At 69.3% G+C, this 18,437-nt stretch carries 18 protein-coding genes; 9 read left to right on the forward strand and 9 right to left on the reverse strand.

Annotation, left to right across the window (positions count from 1 at the left end):
• The first annotated feature begins 9 nt into the window (after positions 1-9).
• Both AC52GN_RS15510 and AC52GN_RS15515 read left to right on the forward strand, forming a co-directional pair.
• The gene (locus AC52GN_RS15510; RefSeq protein ID WP_422388352.1) at positions 10-852 is read left to right on the forward strand and encodes a ParB/RepB/Spo0J family partition protein; all 843 of its coding nucleotides are present in this window, start codon (positions 10-12) and stop codon (positions 850-852) included.
• 259 nt (positions 853-1,111) lie between these two features.
• Positions 1,112-1,303 (forward strand): hypothetical protein, encoded by a 192-nt coding sequence (locus AC52GN_RS15515; RefSeq protein ID WP_291780425.1) that lies wholly within the window; start codon positions 1,112-1,114, stop codon positions 1,301-1,303.
• Positions 1,304-1,322: 19 nt separating this feature from the next.
• On the opposite strand, the gene holA is transcribed toward AC52GN_RS15515, so the two are convergent.
• From holA to AC52GN_RS15535, 4 genes are all read right to left on the reverse strand, one after another.
• On the reverse strand, positions 1,323-2,375 hold the full coding sequence (gene holA / locus AC52GN_RS15520; protein WP_343829998.1) for a DNA polymerase III subunit delta: 1,053 nt from the start codon (positions 2,373-2,375) through the stop codon (positions 1,323-1,325).
• Positions 2,376-2,385: 10 nt separating this feature from the next.
• Positions 2,386-2,868, reverse strand: coding sequence for an LPS assembly lipoprotein LptE (lptE, locus tag AC52GN_RS15525; RefSeq protein ID WP_291780418.1), 483 nt, complete (start codon positions 2,866-2,868; stop codon positions 2,386-2,388).
• Positions 2,868-5,447 (reverse strand): leucine--tRNA ligase, encoded by a 2,580-nt coding sequence (leuS, locus tag AC52GN_RS15530; RefSeq protein ID WP_496527662.1) that lies wholly within the window; start codon positions 5,445-5,447, stop codon positions 2,868-2,870. Before leuS ends, lptE begins: the two co-directional genes overlap by 1 nt.
• A gap of 99 nt (positions 5,448-5,546) precedes the next feature.
• The gene (locus tag AC52GN_RS15535) at positions 5,547-5,996 is read right to left on the reverse strand and encodes a DUF3576 domain-containing protein (RefSeq protein WP_496527663.1); all 450 of its coding nucleotides are present in this window, start codon (positions 5,994-5,996) and stop codon (positions 5,547-5,549) included.
• 348 nt (positions 5,997-6,344) lie between these two features.
• On the opposite strand from AC52GN_RS15535, the gene AC52GN_RS15540 reads away from it, so the two are divergent.
• Entirely contained in the window at positions 6,345-6,746 is a 402-nt protein-coding gene (locus AC52GN_RS15540; RefSeq protein ID WP_088410783.1) for an NtrZ family periplasmic regulatory protein, read from the forward strand.
• 15 nt (positions 6,747-6,761) lie between these two features.
• Here the strand turns inward: AC52GN_RS15540 and AC52GN_RS15545 are convergent, their stop codons facing one another.
• On the reverse strand, positions 6,762-7,424 hold the full coding sequence (locus tag AC52GN_RS15545; RefSeq protein ID WP_496528825.1) for a thiamine phosphate synthase: 663 nt from the start codon (positions 7,422-7,424) through the stop codon (positions 6,762-6,764).
• On the opposite strand from AC52GN_RS15545, the gene AC52GN_RS15550 reads away from it, so the two are divergent.
• The 4 genes from AC52GN_RS15550 (at position 7,423) to AC52GN_RS15565 (ending at position 10,049) form a co-directional block, all read left to right on the forward strand.
• Positions 7,423-8,133: a YggS family pyridoxal phosphate-dependent enzyme gene (locus AC52GN_RS15550; RefSeq protein ID WP_496527664.1), complete on the forward strand. Its 711-nt coding sequence runs from the start codon at positions 7,423-7,425 to the stop codon at positions 8,131-8,133. The two genes, AC52GN_RS15545 and AC52GN_RS15550, sit on opposite strands and share 2 nt — an antisense overlap.
• A 62-nt stretch (positions 8,134-8,195) precedes the next feature.
• On the forward strand, positions 8,196-8,882 hold the full coding sequence (locus AC52GN_RS15555) for a response regulator transcription factor (protein WP_121481813.1): 687 nt from the start codon (positions 8,196-8,198) through the stop codon (positions 8,880-8,882).
• 7 nt (positions 8,883-8,889) lie between these two features.
• Positions 8,890-9,831, forward strand: coding sequence for a transcriptional regulator GcvA (gene gcvA, locus AC52GN_RS15560; protein ID WP_496527665.1), 942 nt, complete (start codon positions 8,890-8,892; stop codon positions 9,829-9,831).
• 95 nt (positions 9,832-9,926) lie between these two features.
• Positions 9,927-10,049, forward strand: coding sequence for a hypothetical protein (locus AC52GN_RS15565; RefSeq protein WP_256375772.1), 123 nt, complete (start codon positions 9,927-9,929; stop codon positions 10,047-10,049).
• A 7-nt stretch (positions 10,050-10,056) separates the two neighbouring features.
• On the opposite strand, the gene AC52GN_RS15570 is transcribed toward AC52GN_RS15565, so the two are convergent.
• On the reverse strand, positions 10,057-10,965 hold the full coding sequence (locus AC52GN_RS15570; protein ID WP_496527666.1) for a hypothetical protein: 909 nt from the start codon (positions 10,963-10,965) through the stop codon (positions 10,057-10,059).
• Positions 10,966-11,064: 99 nt separating this feature from the next.
• Between AC52GN_RS15570 and AC52GN_RS15575 the strand changes: the two genes are divergently transcribed.
• Complete coding sequence (locus AC52GN_RS15575; protein WP_291780386.1) at positions 11,065-12,471, forward strand: SLC13 family permease; 1,407 nt, start codon at positions 11,065-11,067, stop codon at positions 12,469-12,471.
• 7 nt (positions 12,472-12,478) lie between these two features.
• Here the strand turns inward: AC52GN_RS15575 and xth are convergent, their stop codons facing one another.
• From xth to AC52GN_RS15590, 3 genes are all read right to left on the reverse strand, one after another.
• Entirely contained in the window at positions 12,479-13,276 is a 798-nt protein-coding gene (gene xth, locus AC52GN_RS15580) for an exodeoxyribonuclease III (RefSeq protein WP_496527667.1), read from the reverse strand.
• 248 nt (positions 13,277-13,524) lie between these two features.
• Positions 13,525-14,166 (reverse strand): LolA family protein, encoded by a 642-nt coding sequence (locus tag AC52GN_RS15585; RefSeq protein WP_496527668.1) that lies wholly within the window; start codon positions 14,164-14,166, stop codon positions 13,525-13,527.
• 273 nt (positions 14,167-14,439) lie between these two features.
• Positions 14,440-16,827 carry an FtsK/SpoIIIE family DNA translocase gene (locus tag AC52GN_RS15590; RefSeq protein ID WP_496527669.1) on the reverse strand — a complete coding sequence of 796 codons (2,388 nt, stop codon included), beginning with the start codon at positions 16,825-16,827 and terminating at the stop codon, positions 14,440-14,442.
• 273 nt (positions 16,828-17,100) lie between these two features.
• On the opposite strand from AC52GN_RS15590, the gene AC52GN_RS15595 reads away from it, so the two are divergent.
• Positions 17,101-18,354: a UbiH/UbiF/VisC/COQ6 family ubiquinone biosynthesis hydroxylase gene (locus AC52GN_RS15595; protein WP_496527670.1), complete on the forward strand. Its 1,254-nt coding sequence runs from the start codon at positions 17,101-17,103 to the stop codon at positions 18,352-18,354.
• The last annotated feature ends 83 nt before the right edge of the window (positions 18,355-18,437 follow it).

The following is an 18,437-nucleotide window of genomic DNA, read 5'->3' on the forward strand; positions in this document are numbered from 1 at the left end:
TCGGCGCTTCTGGGAGAAAACGCGCAGGATCCCGTCGCTGTCGATGCGACCGGTCCCGCGCCGGCCGGCGTTCAGCGCGCCCCGATCGAGGCGCTGAAGCCCAATCCGGACCAGCCGCGCAAGATCTTCGCCCAGACCGATCTGGACGAACTGACGGCGTCGATCCGCGACAAGGGGGTGCTGCAGCCCATTCTGGTCCGGACCCAGCCGGGCCAGCCGGGGCATTGGCAGATCATCGCCGGCGAGCGTCGCTGGCGCGCGGCCCAGGCGGCCCGACTGACCCAGGTGCCGATCGTCGTGCGCGAGATGGACGACATCGAGGTGCTGGAGGTCGGCGTCATCGAGAACGTCCAGCGCGCCGACCTGAATCCGATGGAGGAGGCCAACGCCTACGCCGTCCTGATGGAGCGCTTCGGCCGCACCCAGGACGCCCTGGCCGGGGTGGTGGGCAAGAGCCGCAGCCATGTCGCCAACACCCTTCGCCTGCTGCAACTGCCCGAGGCGGTGCGCGAGCATGTGGTGCGCGGCGAATTGTCGGCAGGTCATGCCCGCGCCCTGATCACTGCGCCGAATGCCGAGCAGTTGGCGCAGGAGGTGATCTCAAAGGGTCTGAACGTGCGTCAGACGGAGGCTCTGGCCCGTCGCGCCGCCGAGGGACCGAAGGCGCCCAAAGTCAGGGCAGGGACGGGCGGCGAAGGCGCTGCCGACATCGCCGCTCTGGAACAGGACCTGTCGGACGCCTTGGGCTTGAAGGTGTCGCTGGCCGACAAGGGCGGAAGGGGCGAGATTACCGTTCGATACGGCACGCTGGAACAACTCGACGACCTGTGCCGCCGCCTGATGAGGGGCTGACACGAAAAAGCCCGTCCAGGACCGAACCGGGACGGGCAAGTCGGGGATGAGAGCGGGGCCGACACGCCAGCAGGTGGGAGCGCGCCGGACGACCCGATCGATGATCGAGGACCGATCCTCGCCATAGAAAACCTCTATATACGTTTCTGTCAATACCGCGTGTTTGACGTGATCGTCAGGCCGTATGGACCCTAGAGGCGACGGACTGATCCAGGCGTTTGAGGCCCCATTCCTGGCGCTTCCTGCTAGGATGCGGCCCATGACCGAGAAATCTGAGAAGGCGAGCGCGTCTGAAGCGCTCAAGCGCGCCCTGGCGGCGAAGCAGGCGAAGAGCTCGAACGGCGCCGGGTTCGGCGGCGCTGTCGGAGGACGTACGACCGAAACCTCGATGCAGCGTCAGGCCGCCGCCCTGAACAAGCCGGCCTTTCGCCGTGCGTCCAAGCGGGGATGAGCGTAGGCGAGCGGCCGCGTCAAAGCCCCATGCGTTTGGCGCGCGCGGCGATCTCCAGCAGCAGGCGTTCGGCGATCAGGGCCTCGGGCATGCCCGTGGTCTTGGTCATGACGTCGGCGGTGTTGACGCTGTCCTGCACCTCGTCGAGCAGCTCCAGCCGCCACCCGCGCGCCTGACGCAGCATTTCGGCCTCCTGCTTCCAGAAGACGCCGGCGGCCTTGGCGGCCTCCTTGGCGCCCGCGCCATTGGCCTGCAGGACGTTGATCCGGCGCAGCTTTCCAAGGTGCAGCGAGGCCATGCGGACCGCCATGACGGCGCTCTCGCCCTCGGCCAGGGCGCGGCGCAGGCCCGCCTGGGCGGGGCCGGGGCGGCCGCCGAACGCCTGTAGCGCGGCGTCGGACAGGGAGGCGTCGGGCTCGACCCCCAGGTGAGCGTCCAGTTCCTCGACGTCGATGGTGCGGCCGGATCCGGGGCCGATGTAGAGGATCAGCCGCTCGATCTCCTGGCGCATCAGGCCGCGCTCGCGGGGCAGGCGGGCGACGAAGCGGTCCAGGGCGTCTGAGCTCAGGCCCACCTTGTCGGCGCCCAGGGCCTCGCGCGTCATGCGGGCGACGTCGCCGACCTCATCCTCATAGCAGGCGATGGCGACCGCGCCCTGGGCTTTTTCCGCAGCCTTGCGCAGGGCGGATTCACGACCGAGCGCCCCGGCCTCGACGACCAGCATGGCGTCGGGGTTGTAGGCGCCCTCGGCGTGCGCCGTCAGGGCGGCGGCCACGGTCTTGTCCACGCCCGCCTTGCCGTCCGACATCCGGATGCGCACCAGGCGTCGCCCGCCGATCATGCTGAGCGCCGTCAAAGCCTCTTCCAGCCGCACGGCGTCGCCGTCGATGTCGGCTTCGGTCAGCAGGGTGACGTTGAAGGGATCGTTCAGGTCCGGCGTGATCGTTCGGCACAGCGTCAGGGCGCGCTCGGTCACGCCCGAACGGTCCTTGCCGTGGATGACGGCGGCGCGGACGGCAGGGTCCGGCGCCTTCAGGAAGCGGTCGACGTCGGGCCGCTTGGACAGGATCATGCGGCGGCCTTCAGCGTCCCGCCAGGACGCGCATCATGTCCAGGCGGATCAGGCGGGCCAGGTCGGCGGCGGCGCGGTCCTCGCCGTCCTGCTGGGCGGCGATGGCGGCGTAGGGCTGGTCCGCAGAGGCGTAGGTCACCGTGGTCGTCTGGACGCCCTTGAGGGGTTCGCCGCCCGCCACCGGGGTCAGCGACCAGGCGGCCCTGACCGTCAGCTCATAGCGGCTGGCCGTGTCGTCGATGCGGCGGCCCAGGGGGCGGCGCTTGTGCTCGACCTCGGTCGTCAGGCGATAGAGCGGCGCCTGCGCGGCGTCGCGGCCGAAGGCGTCCTCAAGCTGCTCGCGCAGGCGGTAGCCGAGGCGATCGTCGGGCGTCGTCACGGCGATGCGCGACAGGCCGCTGCTGACCCCGCTGTCGCCATACATGGGCGTGAAGCCGCAGGCGGACAGCAGGCTTGCGCCCGCCAGGACGCCGAGCAGGGCCAGCCGACGCATCAGCCAGCCACCAGATTGACGATACGGTCAGGCACCACGATCACCTTGCGGATGCTGAGGTTGTTGGCGGCAAGGTAGGCCTGAACCGTCGGATTGGCGAGGGCGGCGGCCTCGACCGTCGCATTGTCCGACCCGCGGGGCAGGACGACCTCGCCGCGACGCTTGCCGCCGATCTGGACGGGCAGGGTGACCTGATCGTCGGCGGCCAGGGCGGCGTCAAAGACGGGCCAGGGCGCGTCCAGCACCATTCCGGCTTCGCCCAGCTGGGTCCAGCACTCCTCGGCCAGGTGCGGGGTGAAGGGCGCCATCAGCCGCGCCAGGGCGGCCAGGGCGGTCTTCCTCGCCTCGGCGCCCGCCTTGTCGTGCTGACGGATGGTCGCCAGGAAGGCGTAGAGCTTGGCCACGGCCGAGTTGAAGCGGAAATGCTCGACGCCTTCGCTGACCGCCTTGATGGCCTTGTGCGTTTCGCGGATCAGGGCGGCGTCGGCATCGGCGTTGGCCGGAGCGGCGGCGTCGAAGGCGGCGTATTCGCCCCAGACGCGCTGGACGAAGCGGGCGGCGCCCTCGACCCCGCCGGTCGACCACTGGATGTCGCGCTCGGGCGGGCTGTCGGACAGGATGAACAGGCGCCCGGCGTCCACGCCATAGGCGGCGATGATGTCCTGGGGCGCGACCACGTTCTTCTTGGACTTGGACATCTTTTCGATGTCGCCGATCGTGACGGCGGCGCCCGTGGACAGGCGGGTGGCGACGCGTTTGCCATCCACCGTCTCAATGCGCACGTCGGACGGTTCGACCCAGCGCGGTTTGCCGCTGTCTTCATGGCCGTCGAAATAGGTCTCGTGGACCACCATCCCTTGGGTGAACAGGCCGGCGAACGGCTCCTTCACGTCCATCAGGCCGGCGTCCGACAGGGCGCGGGTGATGAAGCGGGCGTAGAGCAGGTGCAGGACCGCGTGTTCGACGCCGCCGATATATTGATCGACCGGCAGCCATTTGGCGGCGGCGGCCTTGTTGATCGGCTCGGCGGCCTTGGGGTCGGCGAAGCGGGCGAAATACCAGGAGCTGTCCACGAAGGTGTCGAGCGTGTCCGTCTCACGCCGGGCGGCGGCGCCGCACGACGGACAGTTGACGTGCTTCCAGGTCGGGTGACGGTCCAGCGGGTTGCCGGGCACGTCGAAGGTGACGTCCTTGGGCAGTTCGACTGGCAGCTGATCGGCCGGGACCGGCACGACGCCGCAGGCCTCGCAGTGGATGACCGGGATGGGGCAGCCCCAGTAGCGTTGGCGGCTGACGCCCCAGTCGCGCAGGCGATAGATGGTCGCGCCTTCGCCTGTTCCGGCGGCCTCGATGCGGCGGATGGCCTCGGCCTTGGCGGTCTCGATGTCCAGACCGTTCAGGAAGTCGGAATGGAAGATGGAGCCGGGGCCGGTATAGGCCTCGTCCGCCACGGTGAAGTCGTCGCCGGCGCCTTCAGGGCGGACGACCGGGATCACCGGCAGGTCGTATTTGCGGGCGAAGTCCAGGTCGCGCTGGTCATGCGCCGGGCAGGCGAAGATGGCGCCCGTTCCGTAGTCGGACAGAATGAAGTTGGCGATCCACACCGAGACTTCGGCGCCGGTGAAGGGATGAATGACCTTCAGCCCCGTGTCCCAGCCGATCTTCTCAGCCTGTTCGATGTCGGCCTGGCTGGCGCCGCCCTTGCGGCATTCGGCGACGAAGGCGGCGACCTTGGGGTCGGCCTCGGCCAGTTGCTTCGAGATCGGATGATCGGGGGCCAGGCCCATGAAGCTGGCGCCGAACAGGGTGTCCGGGCGGGTGGTGTAAATCTCCAGCCCGTCGTCGAAACCGGCCGGGGCGGCGCCCGACCAAGCCCATTTCATCTGCAGACCCTTGGACCGGCCGATCCAGTTTTCCTGCATCAGGCGGACCTTCTCGGGCCAACGGCCTTCCAGTTCGGCCAGACCGTCGATCAGGTCGTCCGCATACTGAGTAATACGCAGGAACCACTGATTCAGCTTGCGCTTCTCGACCACGGCGCCCGAGCGCCAGCCGCGCCCGTCGATGACCTGCTCATTGGCCAGGACGGTGTTGTCGACCGGATCCCAGTTGACCACGCCGTCCTTGCGGTAGACCAAGCCGCGCTTGAACAGCTCCAGGAACCAGGCCTGCTGCTTGCCATAGTATTCGGGGTCGCAGGTGGCGAACTCGCGGCTCCAGTCCAGCGACAGGCCCAGCAGCTTCAGCTGGTCGCGCATCGTCGCGATGTTGGACCAGGTCCAGTCGCCGGGATGGACGCCGCGCTCCATGGCCGCGTTCTCGGCGGGCATGCCGAAGGCGTCCCAGCCCATCGGGTGCAGGACGTCGAACCCCTGCGCCCGCTTCCAGCGCGCCACCACGTCGCCCATCACATAGTTGCGGGCGTGGCCCATGTGGATGTTGCCCGACGGATAGGGGAACATCTCCAGGACGTAGTATTTCGGGCGGCCGGTGTCGGCGTTGGACACCGAAAAGGCGTCGGCCGCGGCCCATCGGGCCTGCTGGCGGGGTTCGGCGGTCTTAGGCTCGTAGCGGGCCACGGCGTATCCTGAGGCGGCGCCTCAGGCGCGAAGCTTGAGGCGGGCCTGAGGACGCATTGAGACGAAAAAGGTTAGGCGGCCGATCTTAGCGGCTTTGTCTTAGCGACGGGCCGCGTTGGCGAGGTTGAGCTGGCGCGCCTTGGTCAGGATGGCGTTCTCCAGATCGGTTTCGGTCTGGGCCGCGACCGGAGCGGAAACCCAGGCGCCGGCGGCGTCCTTGACTTCCTTGGTGATGGCGACGTGCAGGGCGTCGGCGCGCAGACGGCGGTCCAGGATGAAGACGGTCGCCTTGAAGCGCTCGTTCGGCGCCTGCGGATTGACGTACCAGTCATAGTTCACCACGCCGCCCCAGGGGTCGGCGCTGTCCAGGGGCATGAAGGACAGGGTGTCCAGGGTGGCGCGCCACAGATAGGCGTTCACGCCGATGCCCAACTGGGCCTCCATGGTGGGCGCCTTGGCCTTCGACCCGCCGAACGGAAGGCTGGAGCAGCCCCCGAGCAGCAGGCCCGAGGCGATCAGGGCGAACGCAGCGCCGCGAACAAGAGCCATTCCGTGATCTCCGTAAAGGGTTTGACGAACGTAGGAGAGGACGTCGCCTGACGACGCCCACGCTCGCACGCGTCAGCAACGCTCTATAACACGGCGAAAAGGGGCGATGACAAGGCGATCCCGCATGAGAGGCGACCGATAAGGGCCTCTGTCTCGCCCTTTGGCGTGACAAGGGCGCCACAGCCCGCGCCGGAGTCGCCTGGAACCTCTGCCATAGGGCTACGTTGCGTTGACCGTAGGAATGCAGTCCATATCTTATCCCCAGATCAGACGCGGCTCGTTCAGACGCGCTCTGAGGTCGTCAACAAGGATCGCCGCAGAAGACGAGCGGTCCATAGGGTGGGTGAAATGCGTTTCGTCGCCGTCATCGCTGCAAGCGTGGGCGCCCTGGCCTTGGCCGGGATGACGACTGACGCCGCCGCCCAGACGCGCGGCCGCGCTCCCGCCGTCAGCCTGACCGACGTCGCCGCCCAGTCGCCCAGCACCCCGGCGGCCGGCCAGCGTCGCGGCCTGCGTTGGAACGAGAACGGCCGCTGGGGCCTGAACTTCAACCTGAACCAGCCCGTCGGCCGCGAAGCCGACTGGGGCGATGTCGAGGCCGGGGCCTACTACCGCCTCAGCCCGCGCCTGCGGGTCGGCGCCGCCGCCAATCTGGCTTCTCCTGAAGTCGATCCGGCCCGCGCCCCCGAGAGCGCCGCCGATCGCCGCGCCGCCCCGCGCGTGCGTCTCGAGACCATCTTCAAATTCTGATCCCGCTCGCCTCTCTCAGCGAGAGGTGAACGCCGTCTGGATCGCCTCCACGCCGGCCAGGCCGCATGCGCCTGATTCGCCGAGGGCTTGGGCGTTGCGCGCCGTGACGCCGCCCAGGGCGTAGACCGGGCAGGGGGCCAGGGCCGCCAGGGCGGAGAAGGCCTTCACCCCCAGCGCGGGTTTGGCCGCCGAGGCGCCGCCTGCGGGAAAGACCGGCGACAGCACCAGGGCGTGCAGGTCGCGCGCGCCGCGCACAGCCGCTTCCGAATGGGCCGCGCCCGTCAGCAGCCAGTCCGGGCGCCGTCCCGACAGGGCGTAGGCCGACGACAGGGCGCGCTCGGGCAGGTGCACGCCGTCAGCCTCCACCCGTTCGGCCAGGGCGGCGTCCAGTCCGACCAGCAGCAGGACGCCCGCCGCCCGCGTCGCCTCGCGCAGTCGAAGCCCGGTCTCGACCGCATCGGCGGCGCCGAAGGCGCGATACACGACCCCCGCGCCGGCCGGCAGCCGCGCCGCCGTCTCCCACGGGCGGGGCGTCCGCGCCGGATCGGTGAAGAACAGCAGGGGTGGCAGGGGGCGCGGGCTGACAGGCGCCGCCGTGAGGGCTACAGACTGGGACAGGGCCTGAGCGGCGTCCCACAGCGTGCGCGCGTCCTCGGCCATGAGTTCGGACAGGATCATGACCGCCACTACGCCCGCTTTCGCCGTTTCGTCCATCGCCGACCGCTTCGCCGAGGTGCGTCGCCGCATCCATGATGCAGCCCTGACGGCGGGCCGCGACCCTGCTTCGGTGGTGCTGACGGCGGTGTCCAAGACGCAAGGCGACGCCGCTCTGGAAGCCGCCCTCGCGACCGGCCAGCGGGTGTTCGGCGAGAACCGGGTGCAGGAGGCGAGGGCGCACTGGGAAGACCGCCGCGCCGCCCTGCCGGACCTGGAGCTGCGCCTGATCGGCCCCTTGCAGACCAATAAGGCGCAGGAGGCGGTCGAACTGTTCGACGTCATCGAGACCCTGGACCGCGAACGTCTGGCGGCCGCTCTCGCCGCCGCCGTGCGCAGGACGGGGCGCCGCCCCCGCCTGCTGGTTCAGGTCAATACGGGCGCCGAGCCGCAGAAGGCGGGCGTTTCGCCGGAAAACGCCGACGCCCTGATCGCCGCCGCGCGCGACGTCCACGACCTGACGGTCGAGGGGTTGATGTGCATTCCCCCGGCCGATGAAGATCCGGCGCCGCACTTCGCCTTGCTGGCCGCAATCGCCGCACGCAACGGTTTGAGCGTCCTGTCGATGGGCATGAGCGGCGACTATCTGACGGCGATCGAGGCGGGCGCGACCCATGTTCGGGTCGGTTCGGCGCTGTTCGGGGAACGAAATATGGTCCCTGCGACCTCTTAGGACGCAATATCGCGCCCGGCGCCCTTGGCGTTCGGCCCAAGCCTCGCCATTCTAAAGAAACCATGCGCACGCCCAAGACCATTCTGATCATCGATGACGACGACGACCTGCGGGAGGCCTTGGCCGAGCAGTTGGCGCTTCACGAGGAATTCCGTCCGGCCCAGGCCGCGACGGCGACCGACGGCGTACGTCAGGCCAAGGAGGCGCGGGCCGACCTCATCCTTCTGGACGTCGACCTGCCCGACATGGACGGCCGCGAGGCCTGTCGTCTGATCCGCAAGGCGGGCGTGTCCACCCCGGTCATCATGCTGACGGCGCAGTCGTCGGATTCGGACGCCATCCTCGGGCTCGACTCCGGCGCCAACGACTACGTCACCAAACCCTTCCGCTTCGCGGTCCTGCTGGCGCGCATCCGCGCTCATCTGCGCAGCCATGAACAGTCCGAGGACGCCGTCTTCCAGGTCGGCCCCTATGAGTTCCGCCCGGCCTCCAAGCTGATGGTCGACGACAAGGGCAAGAAGGTCCGGCTGACCGAGAAGGAAACCAACATCCTGAAGTATCTCTATCGCGCCGGGGCCAAACCGGTCTCGCGCGAAGAGCTGCTGACCGAGGTCTGGGGTTACAACGCCGGGGTCACCACCCACACGCTCGAGACACACATCTATCGCCTGCGTCAGAAGATCGAGGCCGAGCCGGGCCAGGCGCGGCTGCTGCTGACCGACGCCGGCGGCTACCGACTCCAGCCCTGACCCTCGGATGAGCGAGCGTCGCCCGACCCCGCCGCTGGTGGCGCTTCGGGCGTTCGACGCAGCGGCTCGCCTCAGCAGCTTCCGCGAGGCGGCCGAGGAGCTGGGCGTCACCCCCGGCGCCGTCAGCCGCCATGTGAAGGCGCTGGAGATGCGGCTGGGCCTGCGCCTGTTCGACCGTTTCAATCGCTCGGTGCGGCTGACCGCCGACGGCAAGCGCCTGGCCCAGGGCGTCGCCGACGCCTTCGAGCGGCTGGAAAGCGCGTTGGAGGCGGTCCGCCCCGGACGCTCGCGCCAGTTGCGCATCACCGCCTTGCCGTCCCTCGCCAGCAAGTGGCTGTCGCCGCGCCTGCATCGCTTCAGCGAGGAGAACCCCGATCTCGACCTGATCGTCTTCGCCGAGGATCGCCTCGCCGATCTGTCGAACGGCGAGGCGGACGTGGCGCTGCGTTACGGCGAAGGCCCCTATCCGGGCCAGACGGCGCGACGGTTGATCAATGAGCGCCTGATCCCGGTCTGCGCCCCGTCCTTCGCCGCCGCCCGGCGGTTGAACCAGCCCGCCGATCTGCTGGACGTGGTGCTGATCCACGAGACCTGGCATGACATGCCCTACGCCGACCGCATGGGCTGGAAGGCCTGGTTCGAGAGCGCCGGCGTCGATGATCCGCGCGTGAACCACCTGCGCGGCCCGCACTTCAGCCACAGCCATCTGGCGCTGGAGGCGGCCCTGTCGGGGCGCGGCGTGGCCCTGACCTCGGCGCCCCTGGCGGCGGACGATCTGCGCGAAGGGCGCCTGATCCAGCCGGTCGACCACGCCCTGACCAACAACCTGGCCTATTGGGCGGTGGTCCTGCCGGAACGGGCGGACGAACCCAAGCTGCGTCGCTTCCTCAACTGGATCGTGGCCGAATCGCGGCCGGATCGGGACGCAGAAGCGGATCAGTTGACCTGAGGTCACTCGACGCGGCCTAACCGTGGTTTGTTTCCAGCGGCTGCGCTTCCTATCTTGAGACCGTTCGGAACTCCCTAGCCGAAAGGAAGCAAGTCATGAAACTCGTGCATCCCCGCGCCTCGAGCTTCTCGTTCGAAGGCATCGTGGTCTTCACCGGCAGCGTCACCCTGATCCTGCTGGGCGTGCTGGCCGGCGCCAAGCTGCTGGGCGCGGCCTGAGCTTAAGTCAACGCGGGCGCCATTCGCTGAGAAGGGCGCCCGTGGCCCCATCCTCGAAGGCCAGTCGGTCCAGCCGCAGCGCGGCGACGCAGACCGGACGGCTTTCGGCGTCCTTCTGGACGCAATGGACGGCCTTGCCGTCCGCGAAGGCGGTCAGCCGACCTTCCAGCCGCAGGGCGTAGCCGCCCGGCGCCGGCGTCGGAGCGACGCCCTTCTCTCCCCGAATGACATGGACATAGGCCTGGCCCTGACGACGGCCCAAGCGAGAGCCGCCCGTTTCGAACACGGCGGCCAGACCGGCGCTGCGCTCCGGCTGGACGACTGGCGGCGACGCGACGGTCTCGACAGTCTTGGCCTCCAACGTCTTGCCCTCGGCGGGCGTCTTGTCCGCAGTTTGAGCCGGCGAAGGCGTGGGATCAGGCGCGGGGGCGGGCTGAGCCGCTGACGTCGGGCAGACGTCCAGGCTGCTCCATGGCCGGGCGATCCAGAAGCCCTCGACCGCCTCCCACTTGTCGACCGCCCCTTCGCGGGTCGCGGGGACCAGCGCCGACGCGCTCAGATCTTCGGGCGTGACCGTCAAGGTCAGGCTGCCGTCTTCATTGCGGGCGAGGCGGGGCAGGCCGCCCGCCTCTCCGACGACGTTCGTCTCGCCGCCGCAGCCGAAGGGCAGGCGCGCCGACACGGTGCGGCCGGTCAGGGCGGCATCGCGCGTCTGTCCGTCGGCCAAGGCCGTTCCAGCCTCGGTCAGTGCGGCCAGAAGGGCGGCTCGGTTCAGCGTGGAATCCAGCACGACCGTCGGCGGCGGGGTCGGATTCGCAGGCGCGGCAGGCTCCGGCGGCCGCTGACACCACGTCAGAAACGGCAGGGCCGCCGCCAGGGCGAGCGGCGCGGCGAGACGGGTCGTTGTGATCGACATGGAACCAGCCTAACACGGGAAACGCTGGTTGACGCCCCGACCCGTGATCTGACCCGTGATCGCGGTCGAGGCTGGGCTGAAAAAGGGGGTCTTGCGCGGGTGACGCTGGACCAGATCATCGCTCTCATCGTCCTGGTCGCCGTGGTCGGGGTGATGATCCACGGCCGGATGCGTTCCGACGTGGTCGCGCTCAGCGGCGCGGCGGCCTTGCTGCTGTTCGGCGTGGTGCGCCCGGTCGAGGTTCAGAGCGCCTTCGCCAGTCCGGCGGTCATCGCCCTGGCCGGGTTGTTCGTCATCGCCTACGCCATCGAACTGTCGGGCCTGCTGGGCCTGATGATCCGCAAGGCGACGGGGCTGTGTCGGCGTTTCGGCGCCACGGGCATCTGGGTGGTGATCGGCCTGTGCGGCTCGGTCGGCGGCTTCCTGAACAATACGCCGGTGGTGGTGCTGGCCGCCCCGGTGGTGCGCGACATGGCCCGGTCGCTGAAGCTCTCGCCCAAACGATTCCTGATGCCGCTCAGCCATGTGACGGTCATGGGGGGCCTGCTGACCCTGATCGGCACCTCGACCAACCTTCTGGTCAACGACATGGCGCGCAACGCTGGTCAGCCGGTGTTCAGTCTGTTCGAGATCACCCCTGTGGGCCTGGTCATCGCCCTGGTCGGCGGTCTGTGGCTCTATTTCGTCGGCGCCCGGCAGCTGGGCCGCGCCGCCTGCGCCGAGGAAGAGGCCGAGGCCGAACGCGAACGTCTCGAGGCGGAAGCTCAGGCGGCGAAGACGTCGCGCCGGTGGCGTCTGCCCTTCTCCCTGCCGTCCCTCGCCCAGTTGGGCGAAAGCCGCAGCCAGCGTGACGGCACGGGCGACGCCCATCTGGGCGACGTGGACCTCTACGCCTCGGCCGACCGTCCCCTGCAGTGGAAGCGGGCGCTGATCGCCCTGGCGGTCTTCGTCCTGGTGGTGGCGGCGGCGGGCCTGGGGATCGCCCCGATCGCGGCGGCGGCCTTCGCCGGGGCGGTGGCCCTGATCCTGCTGGGCGTGCTGACGCCGGAAGAGGCCTATTCGGGCCTGAAGCCGGACATCCTGCTGTTGATCGCGGGCATGGTGGTGGTCGGCACGGCCATCGAGGTGACGGGGCTGGCGGCGCAGGGCGCGGGCCTGTTGATCGAAGTGATCCGCCCGTTCGGGCCGCTGGGCGCCCTGATCGTGCTCTACGGCGTGACCCTTTTCGCGACCGAGCTTCTGTCCAACGCCACGGTGGCGGTGCTGGTGACGCCGATCGCCGTCGCCCTGGCCGAGAGCCTGGGCGTCGATCCGCGGCCTTTCCTGGTGGCGGTGATGATGGCCGCCTCGGCCGCCTTCGCCACGCCCTTCGGCTATCAGACCAACGTCCTCGTCTATCAGATGGCCGGTTACAGCTACATGGACTTCGTCCGCGTCGGCACGCCGCTGAACCTGATCACCTGGGCGGCGGCCATGGTGGCCATCCCGATCTTCTTCCCGTTCTGACGCCGCGTCAGAGGTCCAGATCCATCACGACCGGGGCGTGGTCGCTGGGTCGCTCCCATTCGCGCACCGTGTCCAGAATGCGGGCGCTGCCCCTGACCACGGCGGGCGTTAGGCCGGGCGAGGTCCACAGGTGGTCCAGGCGCAGGCCCCGGTTCGACTTGCGGAAGTCCTTGGCGCGATAGCTCCACCAGCTGGCCAGCTTGGTCGGATCGGGGATCTGGTCGCGCACCACATCGGTGAAACCGCCGGCGTCCTGGAGCCGGTACAGGGTCTCGACCTCGCCGGGGGTGTGGCTGACCACCTTGGACATGAAGCGGTGGTTCCAGACGTCGTTCTCGCCGGGCGCGATGTTGAAATCGCCGGCCAGGACCAGGGGCCGCTGACGGTCGCGGGTCTTCATCTCGGCGGTCAGCCGTTCATAGAAATCCATCTTGTGGTCGAACTTAGGGTTCAGTTCGCGGTCGGGCAGGTCGCCGCCCGCCGGGATGTAGAAGTTCTGAACCTCGACCCCCTCGACCACGGCCGAGACGCAGCGGGCGTGGCCCTCGCGACAGACGTCCAGCCTGGGGCTGTCGGCGATGGGCAGGCGGCTGGCGATCGCCACCCCGTGCCAACCCTTCTGGCCGCCGACGCGCAAGTGGGGCAGGCCCATGTCGATGAAGGCCTGACGCGGGAACTGGTCCTCGGTGCATTTGATCTCCTGCAGGCACAGGACGTCCGGGGCGTGTTCGGCGACGAAACGGGCGACCTGATCGATGCGCAGGCGGACCGAGTTGATGTTCCAGGTGACGATGCGAAGGCTCATGCGACCGGGCTTAGCAGCTTGCCGTCGCGGGGTCTAAGCCGACGGCCGTGCAAGGTCTTCGGCTTAATAAAAAGGCGCCCGGAGCGAGGTCCGGGCGCATGAAGTTCGTCTCTCTCGCCGCCAGGCGGGGATGAATCCGTGGCGGGCGGGACGGCCGCCGCCGTCCTGTGCCCAAAGTGTCACGGGCAACAAAAAAGGTCAAACTGTCATATTTGTAATTATGAGCGGCGGTCGAGGCGCCGCCGGGATCAGTTGCGTCGGTTGCGCCGGGTCGGATCGCGCAGCTGGAACAGGCTGGCGGCCAGGCCGGGCGCGGGCTCCAGCGTGGTCAGCTGCACCCTGGTGCGCGAGCCTTGGGCATCGGTGATGGTCCACTCCTGAAGGCGGACAGGCGACCCGGCGAAGGCCAGGATCACAGAGCCCTCGTTCGGCCGTTTGGCGTCGCGGGCGGTAATGGCGAAGGCGCCCGAATCCATGCGCGTCACCCGGTCGATGGTCACGCCCTGATCCAGCCGGACCTCGCGCGCCAGGAAGGTCGACAGCGGCGTCTGGCCCAGCGGGGCCTGGCGGAAGACGTTCAGCCGGGGATCCCAGCGGCTGACGTTATTGCCGTCGGCCACCACCAGCAGGCCAGCCGGTTCGGTGTATTCGAACCGCATCTTGCCGGGGCGCTGCAGATAATAGCGGCCGGTGCGGCGCTGATTGTTCGGCCCGGTCTCGACGAAGGTCCCCTGGGCCGTGGTCATGGCCGTCAGATAGGTCTGGGCCTGACGCAGCACGGCCTGATCGTCCGCGGACAATCCGGCTTGCGCGAAGACGGCGGCGGGGGCGGCGGCGAGCGCGACAAGGGCGGCGGAGCCGAGGCCGAAGGCGCGGCGGGAAATGCTCATGTCTTTTCTTCTCCCGTTCTGAACGGTTTTCGACCTGATGAGGATGAGGGCTTCATCCGGCAGGCTGATGACGCCAGCCTGACCATATTCCGGCGCTCCGATGAAGCGGCGTTCATGGATTTAGTGTCCTAGCGCTCGCCGCGCGGCGGCTCGCTGCTTGAGGACGTGAGGGGTTTAAGCGTCGGCCGGGGCATGTTGTTCCCCTTGCGCGCGATTGGCGCTCAAGCAGCGAGCGACCGCGTCGCGAGCGTAGCGCCTCGGCGAAGCCGACTATCAAACCATAGGAGGCGGTCCGGCCAGCACTTCGCGCTTGCCGGCATGGTTCGCAGGGCTGACGACGCCTTCCTGCTCCATGCGTTCGATCAGGGTGGCGGCGCGGTTGTAGCCGATCTGCAGGCGGCGCTGGACGTAGGAGGTCGAGGCCTTGCGGTCGCGCGTGACCACGGCCACGGCGCGGTCATACAGGTCGTCCCCGGTGCCGCCGCCTTCATCGCCCATGGCGCCGTCGCTGTCTCCGTCCGGTTCGTCGGTGATCAGGTCGAGGTATTCCGGCTCGGCCTGGGCGCGCAGGTGTTTGCAGACCTCTTCGACCTCCTGGTCGCCGACGAAGGGGCCGTGCAGGCGGGTGATGCGTCCGCCGCCCGCCATATAGAGCATGTCGCCCTGACCCAGCAGCTGCTCGCCGCCCTGTTCGCCCAGAATGGTGCGGCTGTCGATCTTCGACGTGACCTGGAAGGAGATCCGGGTCGGGAAGTTGGCCTTGATGGTGCCGGTGATGACGTCCACCGACGGGCGCTGCGTGGCCATGATCAGGTGGATGCCCGCCGCGCGCGCCATCTGGGCCAGACGCTGAACGGCGCCTTCGACGTCCTTGCCCGCCACCAGCATCAAATCGGCCATCTCGTCCATGACCACGACCAGATAGGGCATGGGCTCGGGGCGGATCTTCTCGCTCTCGTAGACGGGGCGGCCCTGTTCGTCGAAGCCGGTTTGGACGGTGCGCTCGAAATGCTCGCCCTTTTCCTGGGCCTCGCGGGCGCGCTCATTGTAGCTGGCGACGTTGCGGACGCCGAGCTTGGACATCCGGCGATAGCGGTCCTCCATCTCGCGCACGGTCCACTTCAGGGCCACGACCGCCTTCTTGGGATCGGTCACGACCGGCGCCAGCAGGTGCGGAATGCCGTCATAGACCGACAGCTCCAGCATCTTGGGGTCGATCATGATGAAGCGGCACTCGGCGGGCGAATGGCGATACAGGATCGACAGGATCATGGCGTTGACCCCGACCGACTTGCCCGAGCCGGTGGTGCCCGCGATCAGCAGGTGGGGCATCCGCGCCAGATCAGCGACGTAAGGCTCGCCGCCGATGGTTTCTCCCAGCGCCAGCGGCAGCAGATGGCTCTTCTTGTCGTACTCGCCCGACGCCAGCAGGTCGCGCAGGAAGACGGTCTCGCGCTTGGCGTTGGGCAGTTCGATGCCGATGGCGTTGCGGCCCTGAACCACGCTGATGCGGCAGGCGCGGGCCGACATGGAGCGGGCGATGTCGTCCGCCAGCGCCACGACGCGACCGTGCTTCACGCCGGGCGCGGGCACTAATTCATACAGGGTGACGACGGGGCCGGGGCGGATCTGGTCGATCTGGCCGCGCACGCCGAACTCCTGAAGCACGCCCTCCAGCATCTTGGCGTTGGCCTTCAGCGACTCCTCGTCGACGGCGCCGCCGCGCTGGGCGGGCTTGGCCAGAATGCCCAGCGGCGGCAGTTCGAAGCCGCCTTCGCCCGCGAAATCGAAAGCCTGCTGATCGGTGTCGCTGCGGACGGGCTTGGGCGCCTTGACCGCCGCGACCTTGGGCTCGGCCGGGCGGCTGGGGCGGGCCGAGGGCGGGGCGATGGGGGCGGGGGCCGCGTCCTCCCACGGCGGGGTGTAGGCGTCGGGCGCGTCAGCGTCCGCATCATCATAGGCGTCGACGGCGGGAGCTGGAGCCGCCTGGGCGGTTGAGGCGAGCGGGCCGTCGGTCTCCATGTCGTCGGCCTCGGGCAGGCGATGGCGCGGCTTGCGGGCCGGGGCGGCGGCCTCGGCGACGGCGCGCGGGGCCTTGCCCGGTTTGGCGGCCTTGGCCGGTCGGGCGGCGCGGGCCTCGGCGCCCTTCTGGGCGGCCCAGCCGGCGGTGTCGGTGAAGTCGCGTAGGCGCAGGCCCACGGTATAGGCCAGGCTCCACAGCGCCAGCGCCAGGAACAGCAGGCCCAGGATGATGCGCGCGCCGGGCACCTTCAGCGCGCCCAGGCCGTTGGCGGCCAGGCCGGTGACGGCGTCGCCCCACAGCCCGCCCAGGCCCGCCGCCAGCGGCCATCTGGCAGGCGCCGCCGGGGCCGACAGGGCCGCCGACAGCAGCAGCACGCCCGCGACGGCGCAGAAGATCTTGAACGGCGTCGGCTGCAGCCGGTGCTGCAGGGCGTCGCCGATCGCCACCGCCAATCCGAAGGCGATCAGCAGCAGGACGGCGGGCCAGGCCGCCAGTCCCAGCGACTGCATGATCAGATCGGCGAAGGTCGCGCCGGCGCCGCCCAGCCAGTTGGTCGGCGCCTGGGCCGATGCGGCGTTCCAGCTGGGGTCGGCCGGATTCCACGAGATCAGGGCCACTAGCAGAAGGGCGGCCAGCATGGCCTGCAGCACCCCCTGAACCGCACGGCGAAGGGCGCCGCCCAGACGATGCGGACGGTGCTCCAGACGCGTTGGCCGAGCGCGAGGGCGACGGACATGAAGGCGAACCCCCAGAAATGGGACTGAAAGCGAGACTCCGCCCCTTAGTGCCTCCCATAAGGTTAAAGCGGCATTTACCAGCCCGGTCTTTGCGGGCGGGGATGAGCCCTTATGTCCCATCAGGCAGGCGGGCTTGTGGTGGCGTGACGCGCGATAGGGGCTTAGAACGACAGCATGAGCGGATCGGACGACTACGACATCATCATCGCCGGCGCTGGGCTGGTCGGGGCGACCTTTGCGCTCGCGGCGGCGCAGGGCGGCCTGCGCCCCGTCATGGTGGACCCCCAGCCGTTCACCGCCCAGCTGGCGCCGACCTTCGACGGGCGGGCGACGGCCGTCTCCTACGCCAACTTCCGGATGTTGAAGGCTCTGGGACTGGGCGAGGCGCTGGAGCCGCACGCCTGCCGCATGGACCGCATTCTGGTGACGGACGGCCGTCGCCCCGGCGCCGCCAGCCGCAAGCCCTCAGCCGCCTATATCCGCTTCGACGCGGACGAGATCGGGGACCGCAACGGCGGCGAGCCGCTGGGCTATATGGTCGAGAACCGTCGCCTGCGCTCCGCCCTGGCCGAGTTGGTCAAGGCTCAGGGGCTGGAGGTCCGCGCCCCCGCCGCGGTGGCCGATGTGGCGGTCGGGCCGGGCCGGGCGACGGTGACGCTGAAAGACGGCTCCACCCTGTCGGCGCCGCTTGTGATCGGGGCCGAGGGTCGCAACTCGACCGTGCGCCGCGCGGCGGGCATCGACGTCTTCGGCTGGACCTATCAACAAAGCGGCGTGGTCTGCACGGTCCGCATGGAGAAGCCGCACGGCAACGTCGCCCATGAGTATTTCCTGCCGGACGGCCCCTTCGCCATCCTGCCGCTGACGGAGAACCGGGCCAATCTGGTCTGGACCGAAAGCACCCGCCGGGGCGAGGCCTTGCGCTCGGCCTCGGACGAGGCTTTCCACGCCCATCTGACGCGGCGGTTCGGCAACTTTCTGGGCGGGCTGACGATCGAGGGGCCGCGCTTCGTCTATCCCCTGTCGCTGCAGTTGGCCGAGGGGCTGACGGCCCCGCGCATGGCCATCATCGGCGACGCCGCCCACGGGGTGCACCCGGTGGCGGGGCAGGGGCTGAACATGGGCCTGAAGGACGTCGCCGCCCTGTCCGAGGTGCTGACCGAGGCCGCCCGCATCGGCGAGGACATCGGCTCGGAACTGGTGCTGGAGCGTTACGCCCGCTGGCGCCGGTTCGACACGGCGGCGCTGGCGGCGGGCTTCGACGGCTTCGTGCGCTTGTTCTCCAACGACATCGCCCCGGTGCGGCTGGCCCGCGATCTGGGCATGGCGGCGGTCAACCGCATCGCCCCCCTGCGCCGGGCCTTCATGCATGAGGCGGGCGGGGCGACGGGGGACCTGCCCCGCCTCTTGCGAGGCGAGGCGCTTTAAAGAGGCCCTATCGTTCGCCGCGCGGCGGCGGCTCACTGCTTGAGGGCCGTTGTCGGCGTTCTGCTGCTCGCCGCGTAGCGGCG

This window comes from Brevundimonas sp. SS2672 (genome assembly GCF_059579685.1).

What these genes read in the sequence shown, in the direction of transcription:
- AC52GN_RS15540 (WP_088410783.1), top strand. Translation starts at nt 6,345, where the DNA reads ATGCGTTTCGTCGCCGTCATCGCTGCAAGCGTGGGCGCCCTGGCCTTG.
- AC52GN_RS15590 (WP_496527669.1), bottom strand. Translation starts at nt 16,827, where the DNA reads ATGCTGGCCGCCCTTCTGCTAGTGGCCCTGATCTCGTGGAATCCGGCC.
- AC52GN_RS15565 (WP_256375772.1), top strand. Translation starts at nt 9,927, where the DNA reads ATGAAACTCGTGCATCCCCGCGCCTCGAGCTTCTCGTTCGAAGGCATC.
- AC52GN_RS15555 (WP_121481813.1), top strand. Translation starts at nt 8,196, where the DNA reads ATGCGCACGCCCAAGACCATTCTGATCATCGATGACGACGACGACCTG.
- gcvA (WP_496527665.1), top strand. Translation starts at nt 8,890, where the DNA reads ATGAGCGAGCGTCGCCCGACCCCGCCGCTGGTGGCGCTTCGGGCGTTC.
- holA (WP_343829998.1), bottom strand. Translation starts at nt 2,375, where the DNA reads ATGATCCTGTCCAAGCGGCCCGACGTCGACCGCTTCCTGAAGGCGCCG.
- lptE (WP_291780418.1), bottom strand. Translation starts at nt 2,868, where the DNA reads ATGCGTCGGCTGGCCCTGCTCGGCGTCCTGGCGGGCGCAAGCCTGCTG.
- AC52GN_RS15515 (WP_291780425.1), top strand. Translation starts at nt 1,112, where the DNA reads ATGACCGAGAAATCTGAGAAGGCGAGCGCGTCTGAAGCGCTCAAGCGC.
- xth (WP_496527667.1), bottom strand. Translation starts at nt 13,276, where the DNA reads ATGAGCCTTCGCATCGTCACCTGGAACATCAACTCGGTCCGCCTGCGC.
- AC52GN_RS15550 (WP_496527664.1), top strand. Translation starts at nt 7,423, where the DNA reads ATGACCGCCACTACGCCCGCTTTCGCCGTTTCGTCCATCGCCGACCGC.
- AC52GN_RS15585 (WP_496527668.1), bottom strand. Translation starts at nt 14,166, where the DNA reads ATGAGCATTTCCCGCCGCGCCTTCGGCCTCGGCTCCGCCGCCCTTGTC.
- AC52GN_RS15545 (WP_496528825.1), bottom strand. Translation starts at nt 7,424, where the DNA reads ATGATCCTGTCCGAACTCATGGCCGAGGACGCGCGCACGCTGTGGGAC.
- AC52GN_RS15595 (WP_496527670.1), top strand. Translation starts at nt 17,101, where the DNA reads ATGAGCGGATCGGACGACTACGACATCATCATCGCCGGCGCTGGGCTG.
- AC52GN_RS15535 (WP_496527663.1), bottom strand. Translation starts at nt 5,996, where the DNA reads ATGGCTCTTGTTCGCGGCGCTGCGTTCGCCCTGATCGCCTCGGGCCTG.
- AC52GN_RS15570 (WP_496527666.1), bottom strand. Translation starts at nt 10,965, where the DNA reads ATGTCGATCACAACGACCCGTCTCGCCGCGCCGCTCGCCCTGGCGGCG.